This window comes from Yoonia rosea (assembly GCF_900156505.1).
GTDB classification, from domain to species: Bacteria; Pseudomonadota; Alphaproteobacteria; order Rhodobacterales; family Rhodobacteraceae; genus Yoonia; species Yoonia rosea.
This window is the reverse complement of record NZ_FTPR01000001.1, coordinates 1-24,012: the sequence shown is the minus strand read 5'-3', so window position 1 is coordinate 24,012 and position 24,012 is coordinate 1. Positions and strand designations below refer to the sequence as shown.

The window sequence follows — 24,012 nt, the reverse complement described above, 5'->3', positions numbered from 1 at the left end:
GGGATGCTTAAGTTACAGCGATGTCGTTGCCGCGTGTGGCCCAGCCGGTCACACGGCTTTCGAGCCAAGAGAAGAGAGCGTAAAGTGCGACACCCATCAGCGCGAGGATGATCAGCCCGGCAAAGACAAGCGAAACCTGGAAGTTCGACGAGGCCGTCATCATCACATTGCCAATGCCCATGTTGGACGCGACCGTTTCCGACAGCACAGCGCCCACAAAGGACAGCGTGATCGCCACCTTAAGCGATGCAAAGAAGTACGGCATTGCCCGCGGCAGGCCGACGTTCCAAAGGATCTCGGACTTCGACGCACCCAGCGTTTTGAGAACGTCCTCAAGCTCGGGCTCGGTGGTGGCGAGCCCCGTGGCGATGTTCACGACAATCGGGAAAACACAGATCACCATCGCGGTCAGGATCGCAGGTGTTGTGCCCGACCCGAACCAAAGGACAAAGATCGGAACAACCGCCACTTTGGGGATCGAAGAGAAACCGACCAGCAAAGGATAGGCTACTGCGTAGGCTACTTTGGAGGTTCCGACGATAACGCCCAAAGTGACGCCGATGATCACGCCAAGCGTAAAGCCGACGAGCGTTGAATACAGCGTTTGCAGGATATGCGGCCACAAAACCGGAAAGCGGATCCACATTGTGACCATGATTTCAGAGGGGCGCGGCAGAACGAGGTCCGACACGTTCAGTAGAACGCACAAGACTTCCCATGTCAGGAAAAATCCGACGATAAGCGACGTCGAGAGTAAACGAATGCGGTGTTTCTCGGTCATGGCGCGGCCTTATGTGCTGCGGACTTGCGCAATCAACTCGCGCAGTCCTTGGGTCATTTCGACAAATTCGGGGCTGTAGATCATGCCAATATCGCGGGGCATCGGGATGTTCACAGGCTCATCCGAAATGATGCGCCCCGGGCGTGCACTCATCACGCAGATGCGGTTGGCAAGGTATCCGGCCTCGCGCAGGTCATGGGTGACCAGAAGGACGGTTGGTTTCCGGTCGAGATACAGGGTCTGCATGATCTGCCAAAGCTCTTCGCGGGTGAACTGGTCAAGCGCGCCGAAGGGTTCATCAAGCAGCAAAAGATCAGGCTCATGGATCAAGGAGCGGCATAGGTTTGATCTTTGCAGCATCCCGCCTGACAGCTGCCACGGATAGTGGTTGGCGAAATCCTTCAGCCCCACTTGGCCGAGCAGATCATGCACACGGTCACGGAACGCGCCGGTTTTATCCTTGCGGTAGGTTTGCTTGAACGGCTCCACGATCTTGAGCGGCATCATGATGTTCTGCTCGATCGTCAGCCACGGCAGCATGGTCGGGTTTTGAAACGCCATCCCGATACGCAGTTCTTTGGCCTTCGCCTCTTTGCCGCCTACCAGAACCAGACCCGCACTGGGCTGGATCAAGTTGCTGACAAGCTTGAGGATTGTAGACTTGCCGCAGCCCGAGGGGCCGACAAGAGCGAGGAAGTCTCCCCTCTCCATCTTGAGGTTTGTGGGCGACAGGGCTGTGACAGCTTTATCTCCACTGCCAAAAACGACAGAGGCGTTATCCAGTTCCAACGCCGGTCGGGCATGAACGCTGGCAGGCGTTGCCTGCTGCGCGGCGGATGCGGGTATGTTTGCTGTCATGTTCATGCCGCAGAGCTAGCAGCGGCATGGATGGCAGTGTGAAGGAGTTAAGTAAATGAAAATTGAATTATTCTGGCCCTGCCTGTTTATTGGGCTGTTTTTGGGTACTCCGAACAAGGATTATACATATGCGAAGGTATACCGCCGCATGACCCAAACGCGGGAAAAAGCAGCGATTCGCTTATCTGACGGCGCTTTCGATCATGTCCAAGACATGCTGACGGCGGTCACGTCGCCAGTCACTTCCAGAGACGTCGAGCCCGAAGGTGGCCGACAATGTGTGGCTGGCATTGATATGATGCGCGCTTAACGCAACGATGCTGACATACAGCTGCAAAGCATCAATTCCTGCCCGGAACACGCCCTCGGCATGGCCCCGCTTCAGCACATCAGAAATCTTGTCCAAGAACGGTGCGGACATCTTCTGGATTTCCGGCATCTGGGCAATAAAACGCCCCCCAAGAAGGTTCTCGCTGCGGGTAATCGACAGGAAAGCCGTATTGTTTTCGAAGAAATCAAACGTCGTCTCGGTCAACCGCATGATCGCCTGTTCGGGTGGCAGTGTATCAAGATGCAACGCGGCTTCGCGCTCACGGATCTCGGAATAGATGCTGCGGAGTGCTGCCTCGTAAAGACGCTCTTTGTTCTCGTAATAGTGATAGATAAGCCGCGCGTTACATCCGGCGCTTTTCGCAATCTGATGGACCTTAGCGCCGTCATACCCGTGCGATACAAACTCATTCAATGCCGCCTCAAGGATTTCGCCTTTGGTGCGTTCTGGATCACGCGTGCGAATAGGCTTGGATCTGGGAAGGGTATTTTTCATACCTCAGCGCTACCAGCAGGCGACATCTTGTCAACCCTAGAGGCCTATTCCGGATGACGCGCACCTCAATACTTCCTCCGCTTCGATATCGCCTGTGTTTCACCCGCTAGGGAGTAGACAGATGCAGAAAAACATTTCGACCGATGCCAAGTCTTCAAAACCCATTTGAGAAAGACCACAACAAGCACCGCGCCGACTGGAAACGGTCGGACCAACCCAAGAAAATGCTGGATGACTGCAACGCGGACAAAGCGGTCATTGAGGTTGTCCTTGATAAAGGTCTGCTTTTGCTTTCAATTTGTCTGGCTTAAAAAATCCAGCAATATCCTGCCACTTTCTTGGGGACGATCGAGCATTGGCAAATGCCCGCATTCGTTCAGTACCTGCAATGTCGGATTTTGAAGCGCTTCAGTGAGCACCGTTGATCCGGTGACGTGAAATATCCGATCTTCCTCACACCAAATGACGAGCGATGGCTGGCGGATATTTCGTGCCAAATCTTCGACCTGCAATCCATCATAGGCGGCAACCGAGTTCCATATTTGATGATTGTGCGCTGCGTTGGAGACTTCGTTATCCCTCCAGTAACGCGCAACGGGACGTGGAATGAAAGGCTCGTCAGGAAATAGCCAGTCCATACGGATGTCATATTCTTCTCGGGTTCCCACAAGCAACGGCAGTTGCCCGGCAGCAATTGCAAGTTCCATATCGCTGCTTTCAGGGGACGTGACCCCAACGGGGCTTCCTACGAATGCGACGGACAGCACTCTATCCGGAAAAGACGTTGCGAGTTGCCCAGCTATTTGAGCGCCCATTGAGTTCGCCGCTATGTGAAATCTCTCAACACCGATCTGATCGAGCGTTTCGAGTACATTTTCAGTTTGTCGGGTATAGCTGTATTCCACTGGATCAAGGCGACGGTTTTCTCCAAAGCCGGGTAGATCAAGCAAAATGACACGGTAATCTCCTGAAACTTGGCGCGACATGTCGATCCAATGCTCTTTCAAGGCAAAGATTCCGTGCAAGAAAACGATAGCCTCACCTTCTCCACCCTCTAGGTAAGCAATATCGCCAACAGATGTCGTTACTGATTTCTGCTCCAAACCCGCAGACCAATTAAGTCCAGCCAGCATCAGCCGCGCTGTCCTTTCTACCCAGAACTCAGAGATGATGAGGGCTCCAGCGATCAACGCAACAACCACCGCCGAACCACGTTTCAAATGTCTCACTTGTATCTCTCCCGTGTTTGGAGAGTAGACTATTTGGTCTACCTGTTTGCGCTGGGTATACTATTCGGTATACCCTGTGCAAGTTCCGTAGTGAGAAAATTAAGATGCCAGCCCCCAAACGCGAAAAACTATTAGAGACAGCGGAAGCAATTTTTGCCAAAGAAGGATTCAAGGGAATTTCCGTTGATCGAGTCCTTCGGGAAGCTGGGGTCGCAAAAATGACCTTGTACAAAGGCTTCGACAGCAAAGACGCCTTGATTCAAGAAACACTGCGTCGGCGAGGTGATCGGTTAGAAGCACATCTGGAGCAATATACTGGGGATGCGAACGCTAGCCCCGTAGACCGGATTCTGAGTGTATTCGACGCAATGCAGGATTGGTCAGAACGGCCAGAATTCAATGGATGCTACTTTGTGAACGCACTTACCGAATATGGAGCGTCCGGCGGAGAAATTGGTGAACTCGCACGCGCCTACAAGCAGCGATTCTTGGATTTTCTGAATTTGCTTTGCATCGAGGGAAGCGTTGTCGATCCGGAAGACACATCGCGCATATTATTCATGATGATCGAAGGAGCAACGGTATCTCGCATGTCGCTTGACGACCCAGACAGCTTTGCTCGGACAAAGAAAGTTGCAGCAAAAATACTGAAACACCATAGCAATCATTAGCCGAGTTGCAGCAGTTCAGTAGGTTCGGGCTGATTGTGTTGAAAAACTCGTTGGTTTCAGCCTTCCGATGTGGGTTATCGGCTTGAGTTTTGCGATTTTCCGGAGGTTTTGGGCGGTTGCTGCAATGGTGAACTTGTCTTGGACGCCGCATGGGCCTCGTAATCGGAGCTTACCCAGACCGAGGATACGTTTGAGGTGTGCGAAGAGCATCTCGACACCCCTCAAACGGAAAACTTACGTCAATCCACCTACTGCAACCATTGAAACCAGCGCGTTGATGTGGAGCTCAATCACGTCAATGACCCTAAATTCAGGCGTTTGATTGTCGAATGCCAATCCCAGGTCGGTTCCCGCTAGCAACACAGCGTCCGCCTGTTGGTCGTCGATCATTGCCTGCCCTGCTTCAAAAAACAACATGCGTTGTTCCTCACTGCAAATGCCGGTTTCCGCCATTTTCATGTAGGCGCTCCAAACACTCTCAAACCGATCTTGGGGCACGACAACCTCAACAGTTTTCAACAGGCCAAAGAGATTGGTTTCAAGGGTGGTACGACTTCCCAGAATGCCGAGGGTTTTGATCCCGTTATCATGGCAATACGTTTCGATAATGCCCGTGCCATCCATCAGCGTCATGGGTGATATGGCCTGCGTTTCTTCAAAGCAGAAGTGTCCGGTAATGGCGGTGATCAATGCGATATCACTGCCTGCACCAGGGAGGCGATCAAGGTGCGTCGCGAAGACCTCTGCCTGCGCTGTCCGCTGATCTTCGGCGGCCCTTTGCAGCAAGGCATTCATATCAGCATGTTCAATCGTGAGTGACAGCGGCAAATCGGCCTTTTTGAACGCTGCAATCAACCGCGTGTAGTACGATATCGTCGCTGCCGGCCCAAGGCCGCCGATGAGTCCGATGTGCATGTTTCAATCTCCACGTCTAAAGGCGGCTTTGGCCCGCCGTCAGGATTTCATGTTGCAGGTCTTCGTCATCGACTGCGCGGGCCAAAATCAAGGCGCCAATCATTTGAGACATTGCCTGAATGGCCTCGGTCCGGCTTTCGGGTTGTTCACCAAGGGCTTGGACCAAATGTTCAATTTGCTGCGCGACGGCCCTTGTAAATATAGTTTGCAACGCCGGACGTTGACGGGTCGCTTCTGAAGCAAGCGCGGCGTAGGCGCAGCCTTGACCCACCGCCGGTACATGCTGAGGCGACAAGTACCATTGCGCAACGGCGGCTAAAGGGTCGCTTTTCCCCTCTATCGCCTTGGCCCAAAGCTCGAAATTGTCGTTTAGCGCCAATTCGGTCGCCTCACATTCAAGCGCTTCCTTGTTCTCGAACTGTTTGTAGAAACCGCCTTGGGTCATCCCCGCTGCTTTCATCAAGCCGGCGATGCCGATGCCATCATAGCCATGGGTGCGAAACTGCTCACTGGCGGTTCGTACAACGTTTTGCCGGTTTTTCTGCGCGGTCTCTCGGCTCACTCTCATTGGCTTATTCCTTTCCGCAAACGCAACCGTTCCCTTACGCCGGATTTGGCCACAGGGGTGGTGACTTAGATATCGAGCGACATCTTACTTACTGTCATTAAGATTACAATCGAACTCTAATATTGACACTGTTAGATTATAACCGCAATCTTAATGGGTCTCCCAACTAAGGACCATACGATGCAAGATGCCACTAATTCCGAGCCAATATTTGCTCCGAGTAGAATGCCCGACGTACCCTTCGGAATCGCCCACCCCGAGCAGGTCACCGGGCTTTCGGGGCTTGATGTTATTCGCGCGATTCCGACCGGGGCATTGCCAGCCCCACCGATGGCGCAAACCCTGCAGCAGTGGATTGAAGTAGCCGACAAAGGCCGAGCAGAATTTCGCGGTAATCCGTCGAACGCGTACCTGAATCCTATGGGTCTTATACATGGCGGCTGGACGATGGCGCTGTTGGACAGCGCGATGGGCTGTGCGGTGCAGACCATTCTGGACGCGGGCGAGATGTATGTATCGCTTGGAACCGAGGTCAAATTCATGCGCCCCATCACAGCGAAAATGGGACAGGTACGCGCCATCGGCACCGTGATCGACCGCACACGTCAAACAGCCTCTGCTGAGGCGCGCGTTGAGGATCAATCAGGGCGCATCCTTGCGACAGGAACAAGTACTTGTTTCTTGATGCCCGCCAAACAGGAGCGCCAAGAATGACCCCCGCTGTTGATCCCATCGTAATTTGCGCCGCAAAACGCACGCCATTAGGGGCGTTTCTAGGCGGAGCCAGATCACTCAAAGCGGCCGAGCTGGGTGCCGTCGCGATCTGCGCTGCTGTTGAAACCGCGGGCCTCGCACCCGAACAGGTGAGCGAGGTATTGATGGGTTGCGTGCTTGGCGCAGGTCAGGGCCAAGCGCCTGCCAGACAGGCGGCAAGAGGTGCCGCGCTGCCAGATCACGTCGGGGCAACGACCATCAACAAAGTCTGCGGATCGGGAATGAAGGCGATCATGATGGGGTGTGATCTGCTGACCCTGAACAGGGCTGATGTGGTTGTGGCTGGCGGAATGGAATCCATGTCGAATGCCCCATTTCTACTTCCAGAAATGCGCAGCGGGCGCAAAGCAGGCGCGGGCGCGGTTCTGGATCACATGATGCACGATGGCCTTGAAGACGCCTATGAAGCCGGGCGTCCGATGGGTTCCTTCGGTGAGGCCGCGGTGGAAAAATACGGCTTCACCCGCGCCGAACAGGACGCCTTTGCGATTGAGACCTTAAAACGGGCGCAAGCGGCGCAAGCATCAGGGGCCTTTGATGACGAGATCGTCGCATTGAAAGTGCCGATGCGCAAAGGCGAAGTTGTCATTTCGCAGGATGAAAAGCCGGGCATGGTGGATCCTTCAAAGATTCCGAACCTGCGCCCCGCATTTCAAACAGATGGGACGATCACGGCGGCAAGCGCATCTGCAAATGCAGATGGGGCGGCTGCGCTGGTACTTACTCGGAAATCATTTGCACAAACTGAAGGGTTGCCCGTTTTGGCGACGGTCACGGCGCAAGCGTCCCACGCCCAAGACCCCGCATGGTACACCACGGCCCCAATTCCCGCGATTGAGAAGTTGCTTAGGCGCGCAGGGTGGCAAGCGGATGATGTCGATCTTTGGGAAATCAATGAAGCCTTCGCTGTCGTCGCAATGGCCGCCGCCAAGGACATGGGCATTCCCCGCGACAAACTCAACGTCAACGGGGGCGCTTGCGCGCTTGGCCATCCCATCGGCGCAACAGGTGCGCGGCTTGTCGTCACTCTTTGCCACGCACTGGCGAAGCGGGGCCTGAGACGTGGTGTTGCCGCCCTTTGCATTGGCGGAGGCGAAGCAACCGCCATCGCCGTTGAACTCAACCCAAATTAGGAAATTAGAAATGCCACTCGATACAGACAACGCGAACGACAACTTCACTGACGTAAACGGGCACCAGATTGCTTGGCGCAGCACGGGCACTGGACGGCCGCTGTTGATGCTCAACCGGTTTCGCGCATCTATGGATGATTGGGACCCTGCGCTTATTGACGCTCTGGCCCGCCACCACCAAGTGATCACTTTTGACAGCGCAGGCGTTGCTCAAAGCGGCGGCGATGTGCCCGAAACGCTCGAAGGGGCCGCAGACATCGCGATGGCATTGGCAAAGGCCATTGAGCTAGACAAACCAAATGTGCTTGGCTGGTCTATGGGCGGCATGACGGCCCAGATCCTTGCCGCCAAGTACTGTGATGAAATTGGCGGGGTTATTCTTGCCGGAACGACACCAAGCTTTGCCATTGAAGGGACGATTCCTGTTCCGAATGAGTGGTTAGGCACAGCGACGAAAGAACAGAACACCCCCGAGGATATGCAATTTCTGTTCTATGCTGACACTGACACCAGCCGCGCTGCAGGCATGGCGTCCCTTGAGCGGATTGGCGGGGGTGACGCGATCGCAGGAGCGGCATCAAAAACGGCCATGCAAACCATTGCGGCGCAAGGTGCAGCGACACGGACGTTTTTCTTTGGCGAGGATGGCGCGTCCAAAAAGCTGGGCACGATCAGCGTCCCCGTTTTGGTGGCCAATGGCGATCAGGACAGGGCCTTCGCGGTCGAGAACTCGGTTGCGCTTGTTCGCACGATCCCAAATGCGCAACTTGCGATCTATCCTGATGCCGGCCATGCCTTCTTGTTCCAGCACGCTGAGCAGTTTGCAAAAGACGTCACAGAGTTTCTAACCGCGCGGTAGCGTCTATTGGTTGATACATTTAGCCGGATGCTCTCAGGTCGAAAAAATAAGTTGGTCGGGGCGGAAAAATATTCCGCCTCAACCGTTGTTGGACAAACTTCTCTGGAGCGGCGTGAGGATTTGGCTCAGTTTCATCCAAGAGCACCTTCGGACGGAAACCGCCGCTGCTCATAAGCGAGGGGATCTACCTCGTTCTCCTCTCCAAGATGAAAGAGCCGACTTTGGCGCTCAACGCAGCATTCGATACTATGGGATCGCTTGTATGTACCGGCTGCTGTTCGCAAGTGATTTTCATGCATGTTCTCGGAAGTCGCTCACGTGTATTCGGCCTGTTTGTCGACACGCGGGTCGTGGCCTTGTTGGGGTTACGCACACGCCTTGATCTTATCAGTGTGGGCATCGCTTGCTAGGTGGATGCGGGAGCCGCTGATGATCAGATCCGAATACCTCTGGCCTCGGCACTTTCACGACCGCCTTCATATATCGACCCGTCAGTACGCGCGAATTGTCCGTGAATGGGTGACATCCATTGGCGTAAAGGCAAGCGCCTACGGCACACACTCAATGCAGCGGACCAAAGTGACGCAGATCTACAAGAACACGGGCAACCTCAGGGCAGTCCAGCTTCTATCGGGTCATACAAAGATGGACAGCACTATCAGATACCTTGGCGTTGCGCTTGAAGATGCGCTGGCGATCGCCGAAGCTATCGAAATATGGAGGTCTAGGCCGTCTTCGCGGACGGCCCAAAGCGGCCGTTCGTAAGAGCTGTGCTTGTGGCACTGCAGCAGGAATGGCTGGCATAGACTTATGGTGCTCGCTTCCTCTGGTTTTTGCTCACACTGATGCTCGTTAGTGCTCGTCTGATCGGGTCCGGTTACGATGAATGGCCAAGTCGGGAATTGGCTACCCGATCTTATGGGCGCCCTGAAACTGTGCAGTTGTCATAAGTTAGGGCAATTTCCATGCAGGGTGCGCGCAGGCAACATCTCGGCTCTTGCGTTTCACCTGTGTTCGCTCCACTTCGTTTTTATGCAGAACGCTCTTCGTATTGTTGTAGTGGAACAGGACCATGATCGCGCGATTGCGATTGTGGACGCGCTTAAGGATGCCTGCCAGTGCGATGTCCTGGTGATTGTTAATGCCGATGGCCTCGCGCGTCAGGTGGCGGGGTTTCAGCCGGATATCGTGCTGATTGATATCGACAATCCCACCCGCGATATGATGGAGGAAATGACGCTGGCCTCTGGTCCGCTCGAGCGCCCTGTGGCCATGTTCGTCTCGGCCGAAGCGGGCGGCATGGCGCGCGCGGCGATCGAAGCGGGCGTATCGGCCTATGTGGTTGACGGTCTTGCACCGGCGCGGGTGAAATCGGTGATTGATACGGCCATCGCCCGTTTCAGCATAGTGCGCCAAATGCGCGAGGAACTGGCCGAAACGCGCCGCGCGCTCGAGGAACGCAAAGTCATTGACCGCGCCAAGGGCCTGTTGATGAAGGCCAAGGGGATCGACGAAGAAGCCGCCTATGCGCTGTTGCGCAAGACCGCGATGGATCAGGGCCGCCGGGTCGCCGATGTGGCCGAGGCGCTGGTCACGGCAGCGGGGCTTTTGGGATGAAGCCGGTCGAGATATCTGTCGCTTATATGCCGCTGGTAGATGCCGCGCCCTTGGTGATCGCGCAGGAAATGGGGTTTACGCAGTCCGAGGGCATCGCGCTGAACCTGATTGCCGCGCCATCGTGGTCGTCTGTGCGCGATATGCTGGCCTTTGGGCGCGTGGATGCCGCGCATCTTTTGTCACCGGTGCCGCTGGCCACAGCGATGGGACTGGGCGGGGTCGCCACACAGCTATCGGCGGTGTCCGTCCTGTCAGTAAACGGCAACGTGATCGGGGTCAGCCGCGCGCTGGCGGCCAAATTGCGCGATGCAGGCTTTGCCTTCGATTTTGCCGATCCTTTTGCGGCGGCGGCGGCACTTGCACAAGTCAGCGATGGCCCACTGACCTTTGGCGTGCCTTTTCCGTTTTCGATGCATGTGGAGTTGCTGCGCTATTGGGCCGAAGGCACAGCACTCGGGCCGAACGGGATCACGATCCGCACCGTGCCACCGCCGCTCATGGCCAATGCACTGGCGGCAGGTGATGTCGATGCTTTTTGCGTTGGTGAACCTTGGGGATCGGTCGCTGTGGACGACGGGGCGGGCGCGCTGATCCTGCCCACCAGTGCGATCTGGGCCTTTGCGCCGGAAAAAGTGCTGGCGGTGCGTACTGATTGGGCAGAAACCGAGCCAGATCTGCTGGGTCGCCTGATGCGTGCGGTATGGCGCGCGGGCCGCTGGCTGTCCAATCCCGATGTCCGCGCCACCGCAAGCGATCTTTTGTCACGCAAGGCCTATCTTGATGTCTCGGCCGAGTTGATCGACCGCGCCCTGTCAGGGCACCTGACAATTTCATCAGCAGGCGATATTCGGCAGGTACCCAATTTTCTAGAGTTCCACGCCGGCGCCGCCACTTTCCCTTGGCGCAGTCAGGCTAAATGGATCGCCCGACGGCTGCATGCGGCCCATGGCGGGACGGTCTTGTCGGATGCGGCGATTGCGCGCGTCTTCCGCAGCGATCTGCATCGCCGCCACCTCGCCAGCACCAGCAACGACCTGCCGGGTGCATCCGAAAAGGTCGAGGGTGCGATTCTGGCACCAACTGCCGTGGCTTCGGCCGAAGGGCGGATCACCTTGCAGGCGGATTGCTTTTTTGATGGACAAATTTTTGACCCAGCGCAGGAATAATCGCCTAAATTTCGCGCAGCCAAAGAAGCCGAGGACGGTTTAACCCCACCCTATCCCATAAATTTGTAGCAAGCCGTGCTGCACTGCGGCAATTTGTGTTTGTCCGCAATGGCGCGGTTCTACCGAATTCCTTCCCAACGATTGGGATATCCATGAGCAAGGTCGCTCACTTCTCGTCGGTCCTCCCCCGACGGCAAGTGTGCGGCCCTTTTTTCGTTACTCATCCGGGCGCCCCGCGATCACCGGACAAACACTGGGACAAGACATGCGTAATCTTTTTCTTTCACTGGCGGCCACAACGGCCCTCGCTTCTCCGGCCTTCGCCGATCTGCTTGATCTGGAGAAGGATGAATTGACCTTCGGTTTCATCAAGCTGACCGATATGGCCCCGCTCGCCGTGGCTTACGAGCAAGGGTATTTCCTTGATGAGGGGCTGTTTGTCACTTTGGAAGCGCAGGCGAACTGGAAAGTTCTTCTGGACGGTGTGATCGACGGACAGCTGGATGGCGCCCACATGCTGGCGGGTCAACCATTGGCCGCAACAATCGGTTATGGGACCGAGGCGCATATCGTCACCCCCTTTTCGATGGACCTGAACGGCAATGCGATCACGGTCTCAAATGAAGTCTGGGACCTGATGCGCCCGCATGTGCCCTCGATGGAAGACGGCCGCCCCCAGCATCCGATTTCTGCGGAAGCGCTGGTCCCCGTGATCGAGCAATTCAGTGCGCAAGGCCGCCCTTTCAACATGGGCATGGTTTTCCCTGTCTCGACCCACAACTACGAACTGCGTTACTGGCTGGCTGCTGGCGGGATCGAACCCGGCTATTACAGCCCCGAAAACATCTCTGGCCAGATCGGGGCCGAGGCGTTTCTTTCCGTCACACCTCCTCCGCAGATGCCCTCGACGATGGAAGCCGGCACAATCGACGGCTACTGCGTGGGCGAGCCGTGGAACCAGCAGGCTGTTTTCAAAGGCATCGGTGTGCCTGTGATTACTGATTATGAGTTGTGGAAGAACAACCCCGAAAAGGTCTTTGGCCTGACTGCCGAGTTCGTCGAGGAAAATCCCAACACAACCAAAGCCCTGGTACGGGCCCTGATCCGCGCCGCCATGTGGCTGGATGAAAATGACAACGCCAATCGCGAAGCCGCCGTGGAGATTCTATCACGCGCTGAATACGTAGGTGCCGACTATGAGGTCATCGCGAACTCCATGACCGGCACCTTCGAATATGAGCCCGGTGACGTGCGCGAAGTGCCCGACTTCAACGTCTTCTTCCGCTACAACGCTACCTATCCCTTCTATTCCGACGCAATCTGGTACCTGACCCAAATGCGTCGCTGGGGCCAAATCCCTGAAGCAAAGACGGATGATTGGTACAAGGAAGTGGCTGAAAGCGTCTATCGCCCCGATATCTATCTGGAAGCCGCACAATCGCTTGTTGATGATGGTCTGGCAGATCCTGCGGACTTTCCGTGGGGCAGCGACGGCTACAAAGAGCCGACACCAGCCGCCGACATCATTGACGGTATCCCTTACGATGGCCGCTTCCCCAACGCCTATCTGGACTCTCTGCCGATTGGCCTGAAGGGCAACCAGACCGTCGTTGGCTCGGAAATCCAGGGCTAGGCCCATTCCGGCGCGGGCATCCTGTCTTGCCCGCGCCCTTCCCTTCTTTTTCAGGAGAAAGCCCGATGACTACGGTCGATCCGAATTTCGATGCAGATGCGGCCCGCGAAGCGCGGCGCGAGCGTTTGTTCACCCGTATTAACGCCGCCGACAAATGGTTTCAGGTCATTGGCCTGTCATGGCTGACCCCAATCCTGAAGGCCGCTGCTGGCGATAACCCCAAGGCCCAAGTCTCTGAGATATGGCGGCTTTTGGGTGTCCCTTTGCTTGCCATTGTCGCTTTCCTGCTGATGTGGGCAACCTTGGCTCCGACAGTCCAGACATCGCTTGGCGCCATCCCCGGCCCTGCGCAGGTTTGGGAAGAAGCGGTCAATTTGCACGAGGATGCGGTGGCCAAGGGCGAAAGCCGCGCCCGTTTTGAGGCACAGGTCGCGCAATTGAACGAACGCCGCGCCGAACAGGGGCAAGAGCCAATCGCGCGTGCCTATACCGGTGCACCCAGCTACTACGCGCAGATTTGGACCTCGATCCAAACGGTTTTCTTCGGGTTCTTGGTCGCCGCGATCGTCGCCATCCCGCTGGGCATTGCCGCGGGCCTATCCCCCATCGCCAATGCCGCGTTGAACCCGATCATCCAGATTTTCAAACCGGTCTCGCCGCTGGCCTGGCTGCCGATCGTGACGATGGTTGTTTCGGCGGTCTACACCACGCAGGACGGCTGGTTTGCAAAAAGCTTTTTGACATCGGCCATCACCGTGACGCTGTGCTCGCTCTGGCCGACGCTGATCAACACGGCCTTGGGTGTGTCCAGCATCGACAAGGATTTGGTGAACGTCTCCAAAGTCCTGAAAATGAACACATGGACCAAGATTACCAAGCTGGTGCTGCCATCGGCGCTGCCGTTGATCTTTACCGGCCTACGCCTGTCTTTGGGTGTCGGCTGGATGGTGCTGATTGCCGCCGAAATGCTGGCCCAGAACCCCGGGCTTGGGAAATTCGTCTGGGATGAATTCCAGAACGGCTCTTCCAGTTCGCTGGCGAAGATCATGGTGGCTGTGTTCACCATCGGGATCATCGGCTTCCTGCTGGACCGTGTCATGTACGCGCTGCAGTCCCTTTTCACCTTCACGAACAACCGGTGAGCGCGATGGGTATTCTGCAGTTCAAAGACGTCAGCAAATCCTACGGCGACGGTGCGCACCGGACAGATGTTCTCAAGACCATCAATCTCGATGTTCAAGAGGGCGAGTTTCTGGTCATCCTCGGCTTTTCCGGCACAGGCAAGACGACGCTGATCAACATGATGGCGGGGCTGGAAAGCCCCACCAGCGGCAGCGCTACTTTCAAGGGTGCGCCAATCAAGGAACCCAGCCCTGAACGCGGCGTGATCTTTCAAAGCTATTCGCTGATGCCTTGGCTGACGGTCACGGGGAATGTGCGCCTGGCGGTCGATACAGTCTATCCCGCTATGTCCAAGGCCGAAAAGGCCGCCAAAACCGCCCATTATGTGAAAATGGTGGGCCTGTCCCATGCGGCCAGCCGCCGCCCTGCGGAACTGTCGGGGGGTATGCGGCAGCGGGTCAATGTGGCCCGTGCGCTGGCGATGAACCCCGAAATGCTGCTCTTGGACGAACCGCTGTCAGCGCTGGATGCACTGACCCGCGCGAACCTTGCCGATGAGATCGAGCGGATCTGGCAGGCAGACCAGAAAACCTGCGTGCTGATCACAAATGACGTGGATGAGGCAATTATTCTGGCCGACCGGATTATCGCTCTGAACCCTGACGGGACGCTGGGGCAGGAATTCAAAGTCACTCTGCCGCGCCCCCGCGACCGCATGGCAATGAACAGCAATGATACCTTCAAGCGTCTGCGGGCCGATGTCACAAAATATCTGATGGACGTCGGAATCGAGGCCAAGGTCGAGGGCACGCGCGAACTGCCCGATGTAACCCCGATCCATGGCATTCCTGCGGCGGTCAAAGATGCACAAGATGGCATGATCGAAAACCGCTTTCTGGACTTCTCGCAGTTACACAAGGTCTACGCGACGCCGAAAGGCCCGCTGACCGTGGTCGAGGATTTCGACCTCAAGATCGACCGCGGCGAGTTTATCTCGCTGATCGGACATTCCGGCTGTGGCAAGTCCACGGTACTGACCATGGCTGCGGGCCTAAACGAAATCTCGAAAGGTGCCATCAAACTGGATGGCCGCCATGTCGAGGGCGCAGACCCTGAACGTGCCGTTGTCTTCCAGTCGCCCAACTTGTTTCCGTGGCTTTCGGCCAAGGAGAATGTCGCGGTGGGTGTGGACAAAGTCTATCCCCGCGCCAGCCAGGCCGAACGGCAGGATGTGGTGGAATATTATCTGGAACGTGTCGGTCTTGCCGATGCGATGGACAAGCCTGCAAGCGATCTGTCCAACGGCATGCAACAACGGGTTGGCATTGCGCGGGCCTTTGCCCTGTCGCCCAAACTGCTGCTTCTGGATGAACCCTTCGGGATGCTGGATAGCCTGACCCGCTGGGAACTGCAGGAAGTCCTGATGGAGGTCTGGTCGCGTACCAAGGTGACCGCGATCTGCGTCACGCACGACGTGGATGAGGCGATCCTTCTGGCCGACCGCGTGGTCATGATGACCAACGGGCCCCAAGCCACAATCGGCAAGATCGTTAACGTGGACCTGCCCCGCCCACGGACCCGCAAAGCGCTGCTGGAACACCCTGATTACTACAAATACCGGCAGGATGTGCTCGACTTTCTTGAGGAGTACGAACACGGCGCGAAACCCAAACCCAAATCGACCCCCAAGGCCATCGCAGCGGAGTGAAAGCAATGAAACAGAAACTTGTAATCATCGGCGCCGGCATGGCCTCTGGCCGCGTGATCGAGCACCTGGTCGAGGCGGCACCGGATGCGTTCGACATCACGCTGTACAACGCCGAGCCGCGCGGGAACTACAACCGGATCATGCTGTCACCTGTGCTGTCAGGCGAAAAGACCTACGCAGAGATCGTGACTCATGACGACGCCTGGTATGCCGCCAATGGGGTGAGCTGCTGCTTTGGCGAAAAGGTGATAGCGATTGACCGCGCCGCCAAGACGGTGACCGGCGAAAACGGCACGGTTGCCTATGACAAGCTGATCTTTGGCACAGGTTCGAACCCCTTCATGATCCCACTGCCAGGCCATGATCTGGAGGGCGTGATCGCCTACCGCGATCTCGAAGACACCGAACGCATGATGCAGATGGGGGCTGGCAAAAAGGTCGTCGTGATCGGTGGTGGCCTGTTGGGGCTGGAAGCCGCCGCAGGCATGGCCGCGCGCGCTGCCGATGTGACCGTGGTGCATATCATGGGCCACCTGATGGAGCGGCAGCTTGATGAAGCCGCAGGTTACCTGCTGAAGAAATCGCTTGAGGCCAAGGGCATCACGATCCGCCTGCAGGCCAATTCCAAGGAAATCGTCGGACAGGATGGCATGGTCAAGGCGTTGATGCTGGATGACGGCACAGAGCTGCCCTGCGATCTGCTAGTCATGGCCGTGGGTATCCGCCCCAATGTGGCGCTGGCGCAGGCCGCTGGCCTGGCTGTGGGCAAGGGTATCCATGTGGATGACCAGTTGTGCACCTCTGACGCGGATATCTTTGCTGTCGGCGAATGCGTTGAACATCAGGGCGCGATCTTTGGCCTTGTCGCCCCGCTTTATGATCAGGCCAAGGTGCTGGCCAAAACCCTGCTGGGGGAAGAGGCGGCCTTTGTCCAGAAATCCCTGTCCACCAAGCTGAAGGTCACGGGTTGCGATCTGTTCAGCGCCGGTGACTTCGCCGATGGCGAAGGCCGCGAGGATATCGTGTTCCGCGATCCGTCACGCGGCGTCTACAAGCGGCTGGTGATCGAAGGTGACCGGCTGATCGGGGCGGTGATGTATGGCGATACCGCCGATGGCAACTGGTTCTTCGGGCTGATCAAGGACGGCACCGATATCAGTGACATGCGCGAGACGCTGATCTTTGGCCCGGCCTATCAGGGGGGCGATACCGCGGACCCGCTCTCAGCCGTTGCAGCATTGCCGCCTGAAGCGGAAATCTGTGGCTGCAACGGCATTTGCAAAAGCACGATCACCGACGCCATCGCTGGCGGGGCCACCGATCTGGGCGCAATCCGCGCCACCACCAAGGCCAGCGCATCCTGCGGCACCTGCACGGGGCTGGTCGAACAGTTGCTGCAGGTCACCTTGGGCGATGATTTTGTCATGCCAACTGCTCAGCCGATCTGTGGCTGCTGTGATCTGACCCATGAGGACGTGCGACGGTTGATCAAATCACAGGAGCTGAAAAGCCAGGAAGCCGTCTGGCAGGAATTGGGCTGGAAAACCCGCAACGGGTGCCATGTCTGCCGCCCCGCCATCAACTTTTATCTGCTGGCCGACTGGCCGCTTGAATACAAAGACGATCCGCAAAGCCGATTTGTCAACGAACGCAAGCACGCCAATATCCAGAAGGATGGCACCTTCAGCGTTGTGCCACGCATGTGGGGCGGGATCACCAACCCGACCGAATTGCGGGCGATTGCCGATGCGGCCGACAAATACAACGTCCCCACCGTGAAGGTCACAGGCGGCCAGCGGATCGACCTGCTGGGCGTCAAGGGCGAGGATCTGCCGCATATCTGGGCCGATCTGAACAAGGCGGGGCTGGTCTCTGGCCATGCGTATTCCAAAGGCCTGCGGACGGTGAAAACCTGTGTGGGCACGGATCACTGCCGCTTTGGAACGCAGGACAGCACGGGTCTTGGCATCAAGCTGGAACAGATGCTTTGGGGGTCATGGACGCCGCATAAGGTGAAGCTGGCTGTGTCGGGCTGCCCGCGCAATTGCGCCGAAGCAACCTGCAAGGATGTGGGCGTGATCTGTGTCGACAGCGGCTATCAGGTGGGTGTCGCGGGTGCCGCCGGCATGGACCTGAAGGAAACCGAACGTCTGGCCGACGTGGCGACCGAACAAGAGGCGATCGACCTGACCGTCGCATTTATCCAGCTTTACCGCGAAAACGCCAAATACCTCGACCGTCCTTACAAATGGGTCGCGAAAGTGGGGCTCGACTGGGTCAAGGCGCGGGTCGTTGATGATCTGGACGAACGCGCCCGCCTGATCGCGGCGTTTGAATTGTCGCAAAGCATCTACCGCAAGGACCCATGGGCGGAACACGCGCAAAAGGCAGAACGGTATCAAGCGCTCGCCGATCTGACACTGGAGGCTGCAGAATGAGCTGGATTGATATTGGCCACATCGACGACATCCCCCTGCGCGGTGCCCGCAAGCTGAAGACGGCGCTGGGCTGTATTGCAGTTTTTCGGACCGATTTGAACGAAGTTTTTGCGGCCCTTGACCGTTGCCCGCACAAAGGCGGACCATTGTCCGAGGGCATTGTCCACGGCCAGTCGATCACCTGCCCGCTGCATAACTGGGTGTTTGATCTGAACACCGGACAGGCGCGAGGAGAAGACGCGCGGATTGCCACCTACCCCATCCGGATCGAAGCGGATCGTATCTTGATCGATGGCGCAGGCCTTTCTGCGCAGAGTGCTGCCTGATGGACGGGGCGGGCCTGCCCGAAACACGCTCGACCTGCCCCTATTGCGGCGTCGGTTGCGGTGTCTTGCTGCGCGCCGATGGCAATGGCGGGCTGGATGTGCGTGGCGATCCGGATCATCCGGCCAACTTCGGGCGGCTTTGCTCAAAGGGGTCGGCGCTGGGCCAGACAGTTGGGCTGGAACAACGCCTGCTTGCACCACGGATCGACGGCGCAGAGGCCGATTGGGACGCCGCGCTTGATCTGGTGGCGAATACCTTCAAAGCGACGATTGCCGAACACGGACCTGACAGCGTGGCCTTCTATGTCTCGGGGCAGTTGCTGACCGAGGACTACTATGTCGCCAACAAACTGATGAAGGGGTTCATCGGCTCGGCCAATATCGACACGAATTCGCGGTTGTGCATGGCGTCCTCTGTCGCGGGCCACAAACGCGCGTTTGGCACCGATACAGTGCCCGGGACTTATGACGATATAGATGAAGCCGACCTTGTCGTTCTGGTCGGCTCAAATCTGGCATGGTGCCATCCGGTTCTCTTTCAGCGCCTGCTGGCGGCAAGGCAGTCCCGTGGCACAAAGATCGTCGTCATCGACCCGCGCCGCACGGCCAGCTGTGCCGACGCCGACCTGCATTTGCCACTGGCACCAGGCAGCGATGTAGCGCTGTTCAACGGGCTTCTGGCCCAGATCGCGGACCGCGGCGCTGTTGACGCAGACTATGCAAGCCACCTCAACGGGCTTGATGATGCCATTGCCACAGCCCGCGCAGATGACGCTACAATCACAGGGCTTGATCCGGCGGATCTGTGCGCCTTCTACGATCTTTGGATCGGCACGCAGCGCGTTGTGACGATCTACAGCCAAGGGGTAAACCAATCGACCTCTGGCACCGATAAGGTCAACGCGATCCTGAACTGTCACCTCGCCACCGGCCGGATTGGGACGACGGGCTGCGGGCCGTTTTCCGTCACCGGCCAGCCCAACGCCATGGGTGGGCGCGAAGTGGGTGGGCTGGCCAATATGCTGGCCTGCCATCTTGATCTGGAAAACGCCGATCATCGCGCGGCTGTACGCACGTTCTGGGGCGCAACTGCGATGCCGTCCAGGCAAGGCTTGAAGGCGGTGGATATGTTCCGCGCCGTTGCCGACGGGCGGATCAAGGCACTTTGGATCATCCATACCAATCCCGCGGTTTCGATGCCGGATGCAGATGCCGTGCGCGATGCCATTGCAAACTGTCCCTTCACCGTGGTCAGCGACATCACCGCACAAACGGATACCGCACGTCTGGCGGATGTCCTGCTGCCCGCCACCGCTTGGGCGGAAAAAGACGGCACGGTCACAAACTCCGACCGCACCATCACCCGCCAACGCAGCGTTTTGCCCGCACCGGGGCGGGCGCGACCCGATTGGGATATTCTGGCCGAGGTCGGGCGGCGCATGGGCTTTGCCCGCGCCTTTGACTACGCCAACCCCGCCGAAATCTTCCGCGAACACGCTACCCTTTCCGGTATCGCTGCTGGGTTCGGGCGTGATTTCGACATCTCTGCTCTCTCTGGCATTTCCGATACCGACTACGCCCAGTTTCAACCCGCGCGTTGGCCTGTCACGCAAGAGCGGCAAGGCGGTCGGTTCTTTGCGGATGGCGCATTTTTCCATCCCGACGGAAAGGCGCGTTTGATTGCGGTGACCGCAAAGGCACTGGCATCTGTCGCGACAGCGGACGCCCCTTTCGTCCTGAATACGGGCCGTTTGCGCGACCAGTGGCACACCATGACCCGCACAGCCCTGTCGCCACGGCTGTCAGGGCATTTGCCGGAACCTTTCGTCGACATTCACCCCGATGATGCGCAGACGCTGCAAATCGCAACCGCCGACCTTGTCCGGCTGACCAATGTGCATGGGCAGGCGATCTTGCGGGCGCGCATTTCGAAGGATGTGCAGAAAGGCCAACTTTTCGCACCAATCCACTGGACCGGCGAAACCGCGCGCTGCGCACGGATTGACGCGCTTGTGGCCCCTGCCACTGACCCGATCTCGGGCCAACCTGAAAGCAAGGCTGGCACCGTTGCCGCCGCACGCTTCGCCGCCGCTTGGTATGGCTTTGCCGTATCCCGGTCCGATATGGCACTGGACTGTGACTATTGGGCCAAGGCGCGCATGCCGCGTGGTTTTCGGGCCGAATTGGCAGGCACAAACGTCATCGACGATTGGGAAGCGGAAGCGCGCCGTATCTTTTCCGCACCCACCGCGACCGCAGCCTGTGTCATCGACACCGCGCGCGGATCGGCACGAATTGTCCTGCGCGACGGCAACCAGATCATTGCCGCGCTTTATGTGGCGCGCACACCGATTGCTGTCATGCGCGACTATCTGACGACACTGCCTGGCACGGACGCAGTTGATGCGCTGACGGGTCGCGTTCCCGCCGCGATCCCGAACCCCGGACCAACCTTGTGTTCTTGCTTTGGCGTTGGAATCAACACCATCGTCACCGCGATTGAGAGCGAGGGGTTGATGAGCGTTGATCAGATTGGTGCTGCCTTGGGTGCAGGGACCAACTGTGGTTCTTGCCGACCTGAAATCGCCGACCTGCTGGCACGGGTCCGCGTCAAGGAGGCGGCAGAATGACCCTGGCGACTTTCGTTCAGACCCTTGGCCGCGGGCCGGGACGGTCACGGTCCCTCACACGGGACGAGGCCGCCGCAGCAATGAAGATCATGCTCGGCCCCGATGCGGCACCCGAGGCAGTTGGGGCGCTATTGATGCTTTTGCGCATGAAAGGTGAAACCGCAGAAGAGATCGCAGGTTTCGCCCAAGCGGCACAAGCCACGATGCCGCATATCCCAAAGGCCGACCTTGACTGGCCCAGCTATGCGGCGGGCCGCACGCGCGGTGCGCCGTGGTTCCTTTTTTCTGCACGGATGGTGGCGGATGCAGGGCATCGGGTTCTTTTGCACGGCTGGAATGGGACCGATCACAAAATACGCGACGGGCTCTCTCAGGCGGGCATCGGTATCGCCGCTTCGCTTGACGCAGCCGAAACCCTGCTCGCGCGCGAGGGCATCGCCTATCTGCCGCTGGAACATATGCATCCCGCGCTCTTTGCGCTTTTGCGCCTGCGCGAGGTGCTTGGCCTGCGGTCTTGCATTAATACCGTTTGCCGCATGCTCAACCCCGCCCGCGCAAGCGCCAGCGTTCAAGGTGTGTTCCACCCGTCCTACCGCTTGCTGCAGGCCGATGCGGCACAGCTTCTGGGCTGGCAGAACCTGACGGTGATAAAGGGTGGCGGCGGTGAATTCGAACGGCATCCTGCAAAGGATATCGCCGCTTTCGGTGTGCGGACCGGTGCCCTGTGGGAGGGGAGTTTCCACGCTCTCATCGATGACACACGCCGGCTCGCCGAACCGACGGCCGCTTATGACCTGATGCAACCATCCGTATTTGATGAACAGATCATCAGTGGCACGGCCGCCGCAGCGCTCGCAACGCTCGGCATGGCAGATGCCGAAGACACTGCCCGCAGACTTTGGCCCGCGCGCAAGCCGCGTGACGCGGCATAAGGAGGATCCCATGAAAGCCTTTCCCATGTTCATCCGCACATCGGACCGACGTGTGATCATTGTGGGCGGCGGCGAACAGGCCGCGCAGAAAGCGCGATTGATCTGCAAGACGGACGCGCAGATTGTTCTGGTGGCCGCCACCCTGGAAGACGAGTTGCAGGGCCTTGTCGCATCGGGGCGGGCCGCACAGGTCAAAACACTCTCATCAGACATCTTTGAAGACGCCGCATTTGCTTTCATTGGGACAGGCTGCCCTGGGTTTGATGCGGCCGCCCACGGTCTGGCCAAAGCTGCGAAATGTCCCGTCAACGTGGTGGACCAGCCCGACCTGTGTGATCTGACAACACCGGCGATCGTCGACCGCGACCCGATCGTGGTGGCCATCGGAAGCGAAGGCACCGCGCCCGTCCTGACACGTGACATCAAAACCAAACTCGAGGCGCTTTTGCCGCAGAACCTTGGCGGGTTAGCGGCCCTTGCAGGGAACCTGCGCCCGCGGGTGGCGCAAAAGGTAGCACGCCACCGCCGCCGCGCATTCTGGGCATGGGTCTTCAAAGGTGACGCGGCCGCGACATGGACGCGCGGTGCGGAAAGAGATGCCGCGCGCATGATCAAGGTCGCTATCGCCGCAGGTGGCGCAGCGGACCAAGCCAAAGGCGGGCATATCGCGCTTGTGGGGGCCGGCCCCGGGGCACGCGATCTGTTGACCCTGCGCGCTGTCGCGCGCCTGCAAGAGGCTGACGTGATCTTTTACGACCGGCTGGTTGATCCGGAGGTGCTGGAACTGGCCCGCCGCGACGCCGAGCGGGTATTCGTCGGAAAGGTTGTTGGTGCGCACGCTTGGCCGCAAGACAAAATCAACAGCATGATCGTGGCCGAGGCATTGAAGGGCCGTCATGTTGTGCGTCTCAAATCCGGCGATCCGGCGATCTTTGGCCGCGCTACGGAAGAACTCACCGCCGCCAAAGCTGCAGGCATCCCTGTCGAAATGGTGCCTGGTGTCACTGCCGCCTCGGCTGCCGCCGCATCGCTCGGGCGCAGCCTGACCGAACGGGGCGTTGCGGATACATTCGTCATCGCGACCGGCACGGGATGTGCGGACAACCCGCAGCCCGATTGCACACGGCTGACCGGACCCGGAACAACAACGGCCTTTTACATGTCGGCGGGGCAGGCAGCGCACCTTTCGGACGGTCTGATGAAACAGGGGCTCCCCCCCGACAGCAAAGTGGACGTTTGTGTGGATGTGTCAAAAGACAGTGAACATCACGTTGCAACGACAGTGTCTGAACTCCCCTATGCGCTTGAGGCACACGCTATAAAGAGCTGTGCGATCATCCTTGTGAACTGGCCTGCGCATGCAGCAGCGGCGCGGCCTGTCCAAAGCGTGGCCAGCACTATCTGGGCCACAGCATAGCAGTCCTATTTCGCATCGCACGTTAGTCTGAAGGGCTCGTTTTCACGACAAGTGTCTTAACAGCGCCAATGAATAGCTCATCAGAACGCATTAATCGAAACGCGAACGGCTGCCCCCGGCGGGCGTTGATTTTTTTGGGTATGCCGCGGGGCAGCTAACGTCTGCTTTCCGCCCAGTCGTGAACACCACAACGTATTTGAGCTAACTTCGTCCATGGCCAGCCAAGTTGCCTCCAACCCGGAATTCTGAGTACCGTTACACCACGCCAGCGGCCGCCTGATGGTGGCTGTTCGTGTATTGTTGTGTGTTGTGTGTGTTGGTTGCGGGAGTAGGATTTGAACCTACGACCTTCAGGTTATGAGCCTGACGAGCTACCGGGCTGCTCCATCCCGCGCTACCGTGTTGCAGT

20 protein-coding genes, 1 tRNA gene and 2 pseudogenes are annotated in these 24,012 nt (G+C 58.0%); 15 read left to right on the top strand and 8 right to left on the bottom strand.

Translation table 11 applies throughout. The features are described from left to right. Positions 1-7 precede the first annotated feature (7 nt). The 4 genes from B0B09_RS00115 to B0B09_RS00100 form a co-directional block, all read right to left on the bottom strand. Positions 8-781 (bottom strand): ABC transporter permease, encoded by a 774-nt coding sequence (locus tag B0B09_RS00115; RefSeq protein WP_076657854.1) that lies wholly within the window; start codon positions 779-781, stop codon positions 8-10. 9 nt (positions 782-790) lie between these two features. Then, positions 791-1,645 (bottom strand): ABC transporter ATP-binding protein, encoded by an 855-nt coding sequence (locus tag B0B09_RS00110; protein WP_055291782.1) that lies wholly within the window; start codon positions 1,643-1,645, stop codon positions 791-793. Positions 1,646-1,820: 175 nt separating this feature from the next. Then, positions 1,821-2,465, bottom strand: coding sequence for a TetR/AcrR family transcriptional regulator (locus tag B0B09_RS00105; RefSeq protein WP_055291781.1), 645 nt, complete (start codon positions 2,463-2,465; stop codon positions 1,821-1,823). Positions 2,466-2,758: 293 nt separating this feature from the next. Then, positions 2,759-3,694 (bottom strand): alpha/beta fold hydrolase, encoded by a 936-nt coding sequence (locus B0B09_RS00100; RefSeq protein ID WP_131824971.1) that lies wholly within the window; start codon positions 3,692-3,694, stop codon positions 2,759-2,761. Positions 3,695-3,798: 104 nt separating this feature from the next. On the opposite strand from B0B09_RS00100, the gene B0B09_RS00095 reads away from it, so the two are divergent. Beyond that, the gene (locus tag B0B09_RS00095; RefSeq protein WP_076657852.1) at positions 3,799-4,365 is read left to right on the top strand and encodes a TetR/AcrR family transcriptional regulator; all 567 of its coding nucleotides are present in this window, start codon (positions 3,799-3,801) and stop codon (positions 4,363-4,365) included. A gap of 15 nt (positions 4,366-4,380) precedes the next feature. On the opposite strand, the pseudogene B0B09_RS00090 reads toward B0B09_RS00095, so the two are convergent. From B0B09_RS00090 to B0B09_RS00080, 3 genes and pseudogenes are all read right to left on the bottom strand, one after another. Then, positions 4,381-4,581, bottom strand: a pseudogene (locus B0B09_RS00090) (hypothetical protein); the annotation flags it as partial. An 18-nt stretch (positions 4,582-4,599) separates the two neighbouring features. Next, positions 4,600-5,280 carry an aspartate/glutamate racemase family protein gene (locus tag B0B09_RS00085; RefSeq protein WP_076657851.1) on the bottom strand — a complete coding sequence of 227 codons (681 nt, stop codon included), beginning with the start codon at positions 5,278-5,280 and terminating at the stop codon, positions 4,600-4,602. Between the two features lie 16 nt (positions 5,281-5,296). Continuing rightward, positions 5,297-5,842 (bottom strand): TetR/AcrR family transcriptional regulator, encoded by a 546-nt coding sequence (locus B0B09_RS00080; RefSeq protein ID WP_207552122.1) that lies wholly within the window; start codon positions 5,840-5,842, stop codon positions 5,297-5,299. Between the two features lie 231 nt (positions 5,843-6,073). Here B0B09_RS00080 and B0B09_RS00075 point away from each other — a divergent pair, with 231 nt between their 5' ends. From B0B09_RS00075 to cysG, 14 genes and pseudogenes are all read left to right on the top strand, one after another. Next, positions 6,074-6,562: a PaaI family thioesterase gene (locus B0B09_RS00075; RefSeq protein WP_076657849.1), complete on the top strand. Its 489-nt coding sequence runs from the start codon at positions 6,074-6,076 to the stop codon at positions 6,560-6,562. Then, positions 6,559-7,755, top strand: coding sequence for an acetyl-CoA C-acyltransferase (locus tag B0B09_RS00070; RefSeq protein WP_076657848.1), 1,197 nt, complete (start codon positions 6,559-6,561; stop codon positions 7,753-7,755). Before B0B09_RS00075 ends, B0B09_RS00070 begins: the two co-directional genes overlap by 4 nt. 10 nt (positions 7,756-7,765) lie before the next feature. Next, positions 7,766-8,614, top strand: coding sequence for an alpha/beta fold hydrolase (locus B0B09_RS00065; RefSeq protein WP_076657847.1), 849 nt, complete (start codon positions 7,766-7,768; stop codon positions 8,612-8,614). Positions 8,615-9,013: 399 nt separating this feature from the next. Beyond that, a pseudogene (locus B0B09_RS00060) lies at positions 9,014-9,379 on the top strand (tyrosine-type recombinase/integrase); the annotation flags it as partial. Positions 9,380-9,646: 267 nt separating this feature from the next. Next, positions 9,647-10,231: an ANTAR domain-containing response regulator gene (locus tag B0B09_RS00055; protein WP_076659702.1), complete on the top strand. Its 585-nt coding sequence runs from the start codon at positions 9,647-9,649 to the stop codon at positions 10,229-10,231. Next, positions 10,228-11,397 (top strand): ABC transporter substrate-binding protein, encoded by a 1,170-nt coding sequence (locus B0B09_RS00050; protein ID WP_055291768.1) that lies wholly within the window; start codon positions 10,228-10,230, stop codon positions 11,395-11,397. Before B0B09_RS00055 ends, B0B09_RS00050 begins: the two co-directional genes overlap by 4 nt. 265 nt (positions 11,398-11,662) lie before the next feature. Then, positions 11,663-13,030 carry a CmpA/NrtA family ABC transporter substrate-binding protein gene (locus B0B09_RS00045; protein ID WP_076657846.1) on the top strand — a complete coding sequence of 456 codons (1,368 nt, stop codon included), beginning with the start codon at positions 11,663-11,665 and terminating at the stop codon, positions 13,028-13,030. A 65-nt stretch (positions 13,031-13,095) separates the two neighbouring features. Next, positions 13,096-14,172, top strand: coding sequence for an ABC transporter permease (locus B0B09_RS00040; protein WP_055291764.1), 1,077 nt, complete (start codon positions 13,096-13,098; stop codon positions 14,170-14,172). Positions 14,173-14,177: 5 nt separating this feature from the next. Beyond that, entirely contained in the window at positions 14,178-15,860 is a 1,683-nt protein-coding gene (locus B0B09_RS00035; RefSeq protein WP_076657845.1) for an ABC transporter ATP-binding protein, read from the top strand. Positions 15,861-15,865: 5 nt separating this feature from the next. Further along, entirely contained in the window at positions 15,866-18,298 is a 2,433-nt protein-coding gene (gene nirB / locus B0B09_RS00030; RefSeq protein WP_076657844.1) for a nitrite reductase large subunit NirB, read from the top strand. Further along, complete coding sequence (gene nirD, locus B0B09_RS00025; protein WP_076657843.1) at positions 18,295-18,624, top strand: nitrite reductase small subunit NirD; 330 nt, start codon at positions 18,295-18,297, stop codon at positions 18,622-18,624. The genes nirB and nirD overlap by 4 nt, the downstream gene beginning before the upstream one ends. Continuing rightward, positions 18,624-21,254, top strand: coding sequence for a nitrate reductase (locus B0B09_RS00020; protein ID WP_076657842.1), 2,631 nt, complete (start codon positions 18,624-18,626; stop codon positions 21,252-21,254). Before nirD ends, B0B09_RS00020 begins: the two co-directional genes overlap by 1 nt. After that, positions 21,251-22,186 (top strand): glycosyl transferase family protein, encoded by a 936-nt coding sequence (locus B0B09_RS00015; protein ID WP_076657841.1) that lies wholly within the window; start codon positions 21,251-21,253, stop codon positions 22,184-22,186. Before B0B09_RS00020 ends, B0B09_RS00015 begins: the two co-directional genes overlap by 4 nt. Before the next feature lie 10 nt (positions 22,187-22,196). Beyond that, on the top strand, positions 22,197-23,603 hold the full coding sequence (cysG, locus tag B0B09_RS00010; protein WP_076657840.1) for a siroheme synthase CysG: 1,407 nt from the start codon (positions 22,197-22,199) through the stop codon (positions 23,601-23,603). A gap of 317 nt (positions 23,604-23,920) precedes the next feature. Here the strand turns inward: cysG and B0B09_RS00005 are convergent. Beyond that, positions 23,921-23,997 (bottom strand) — tRNA-Met (locus B0B09_RS00005). Positions 23,998-24,012 lie beyond the last annotated feature (15 nt).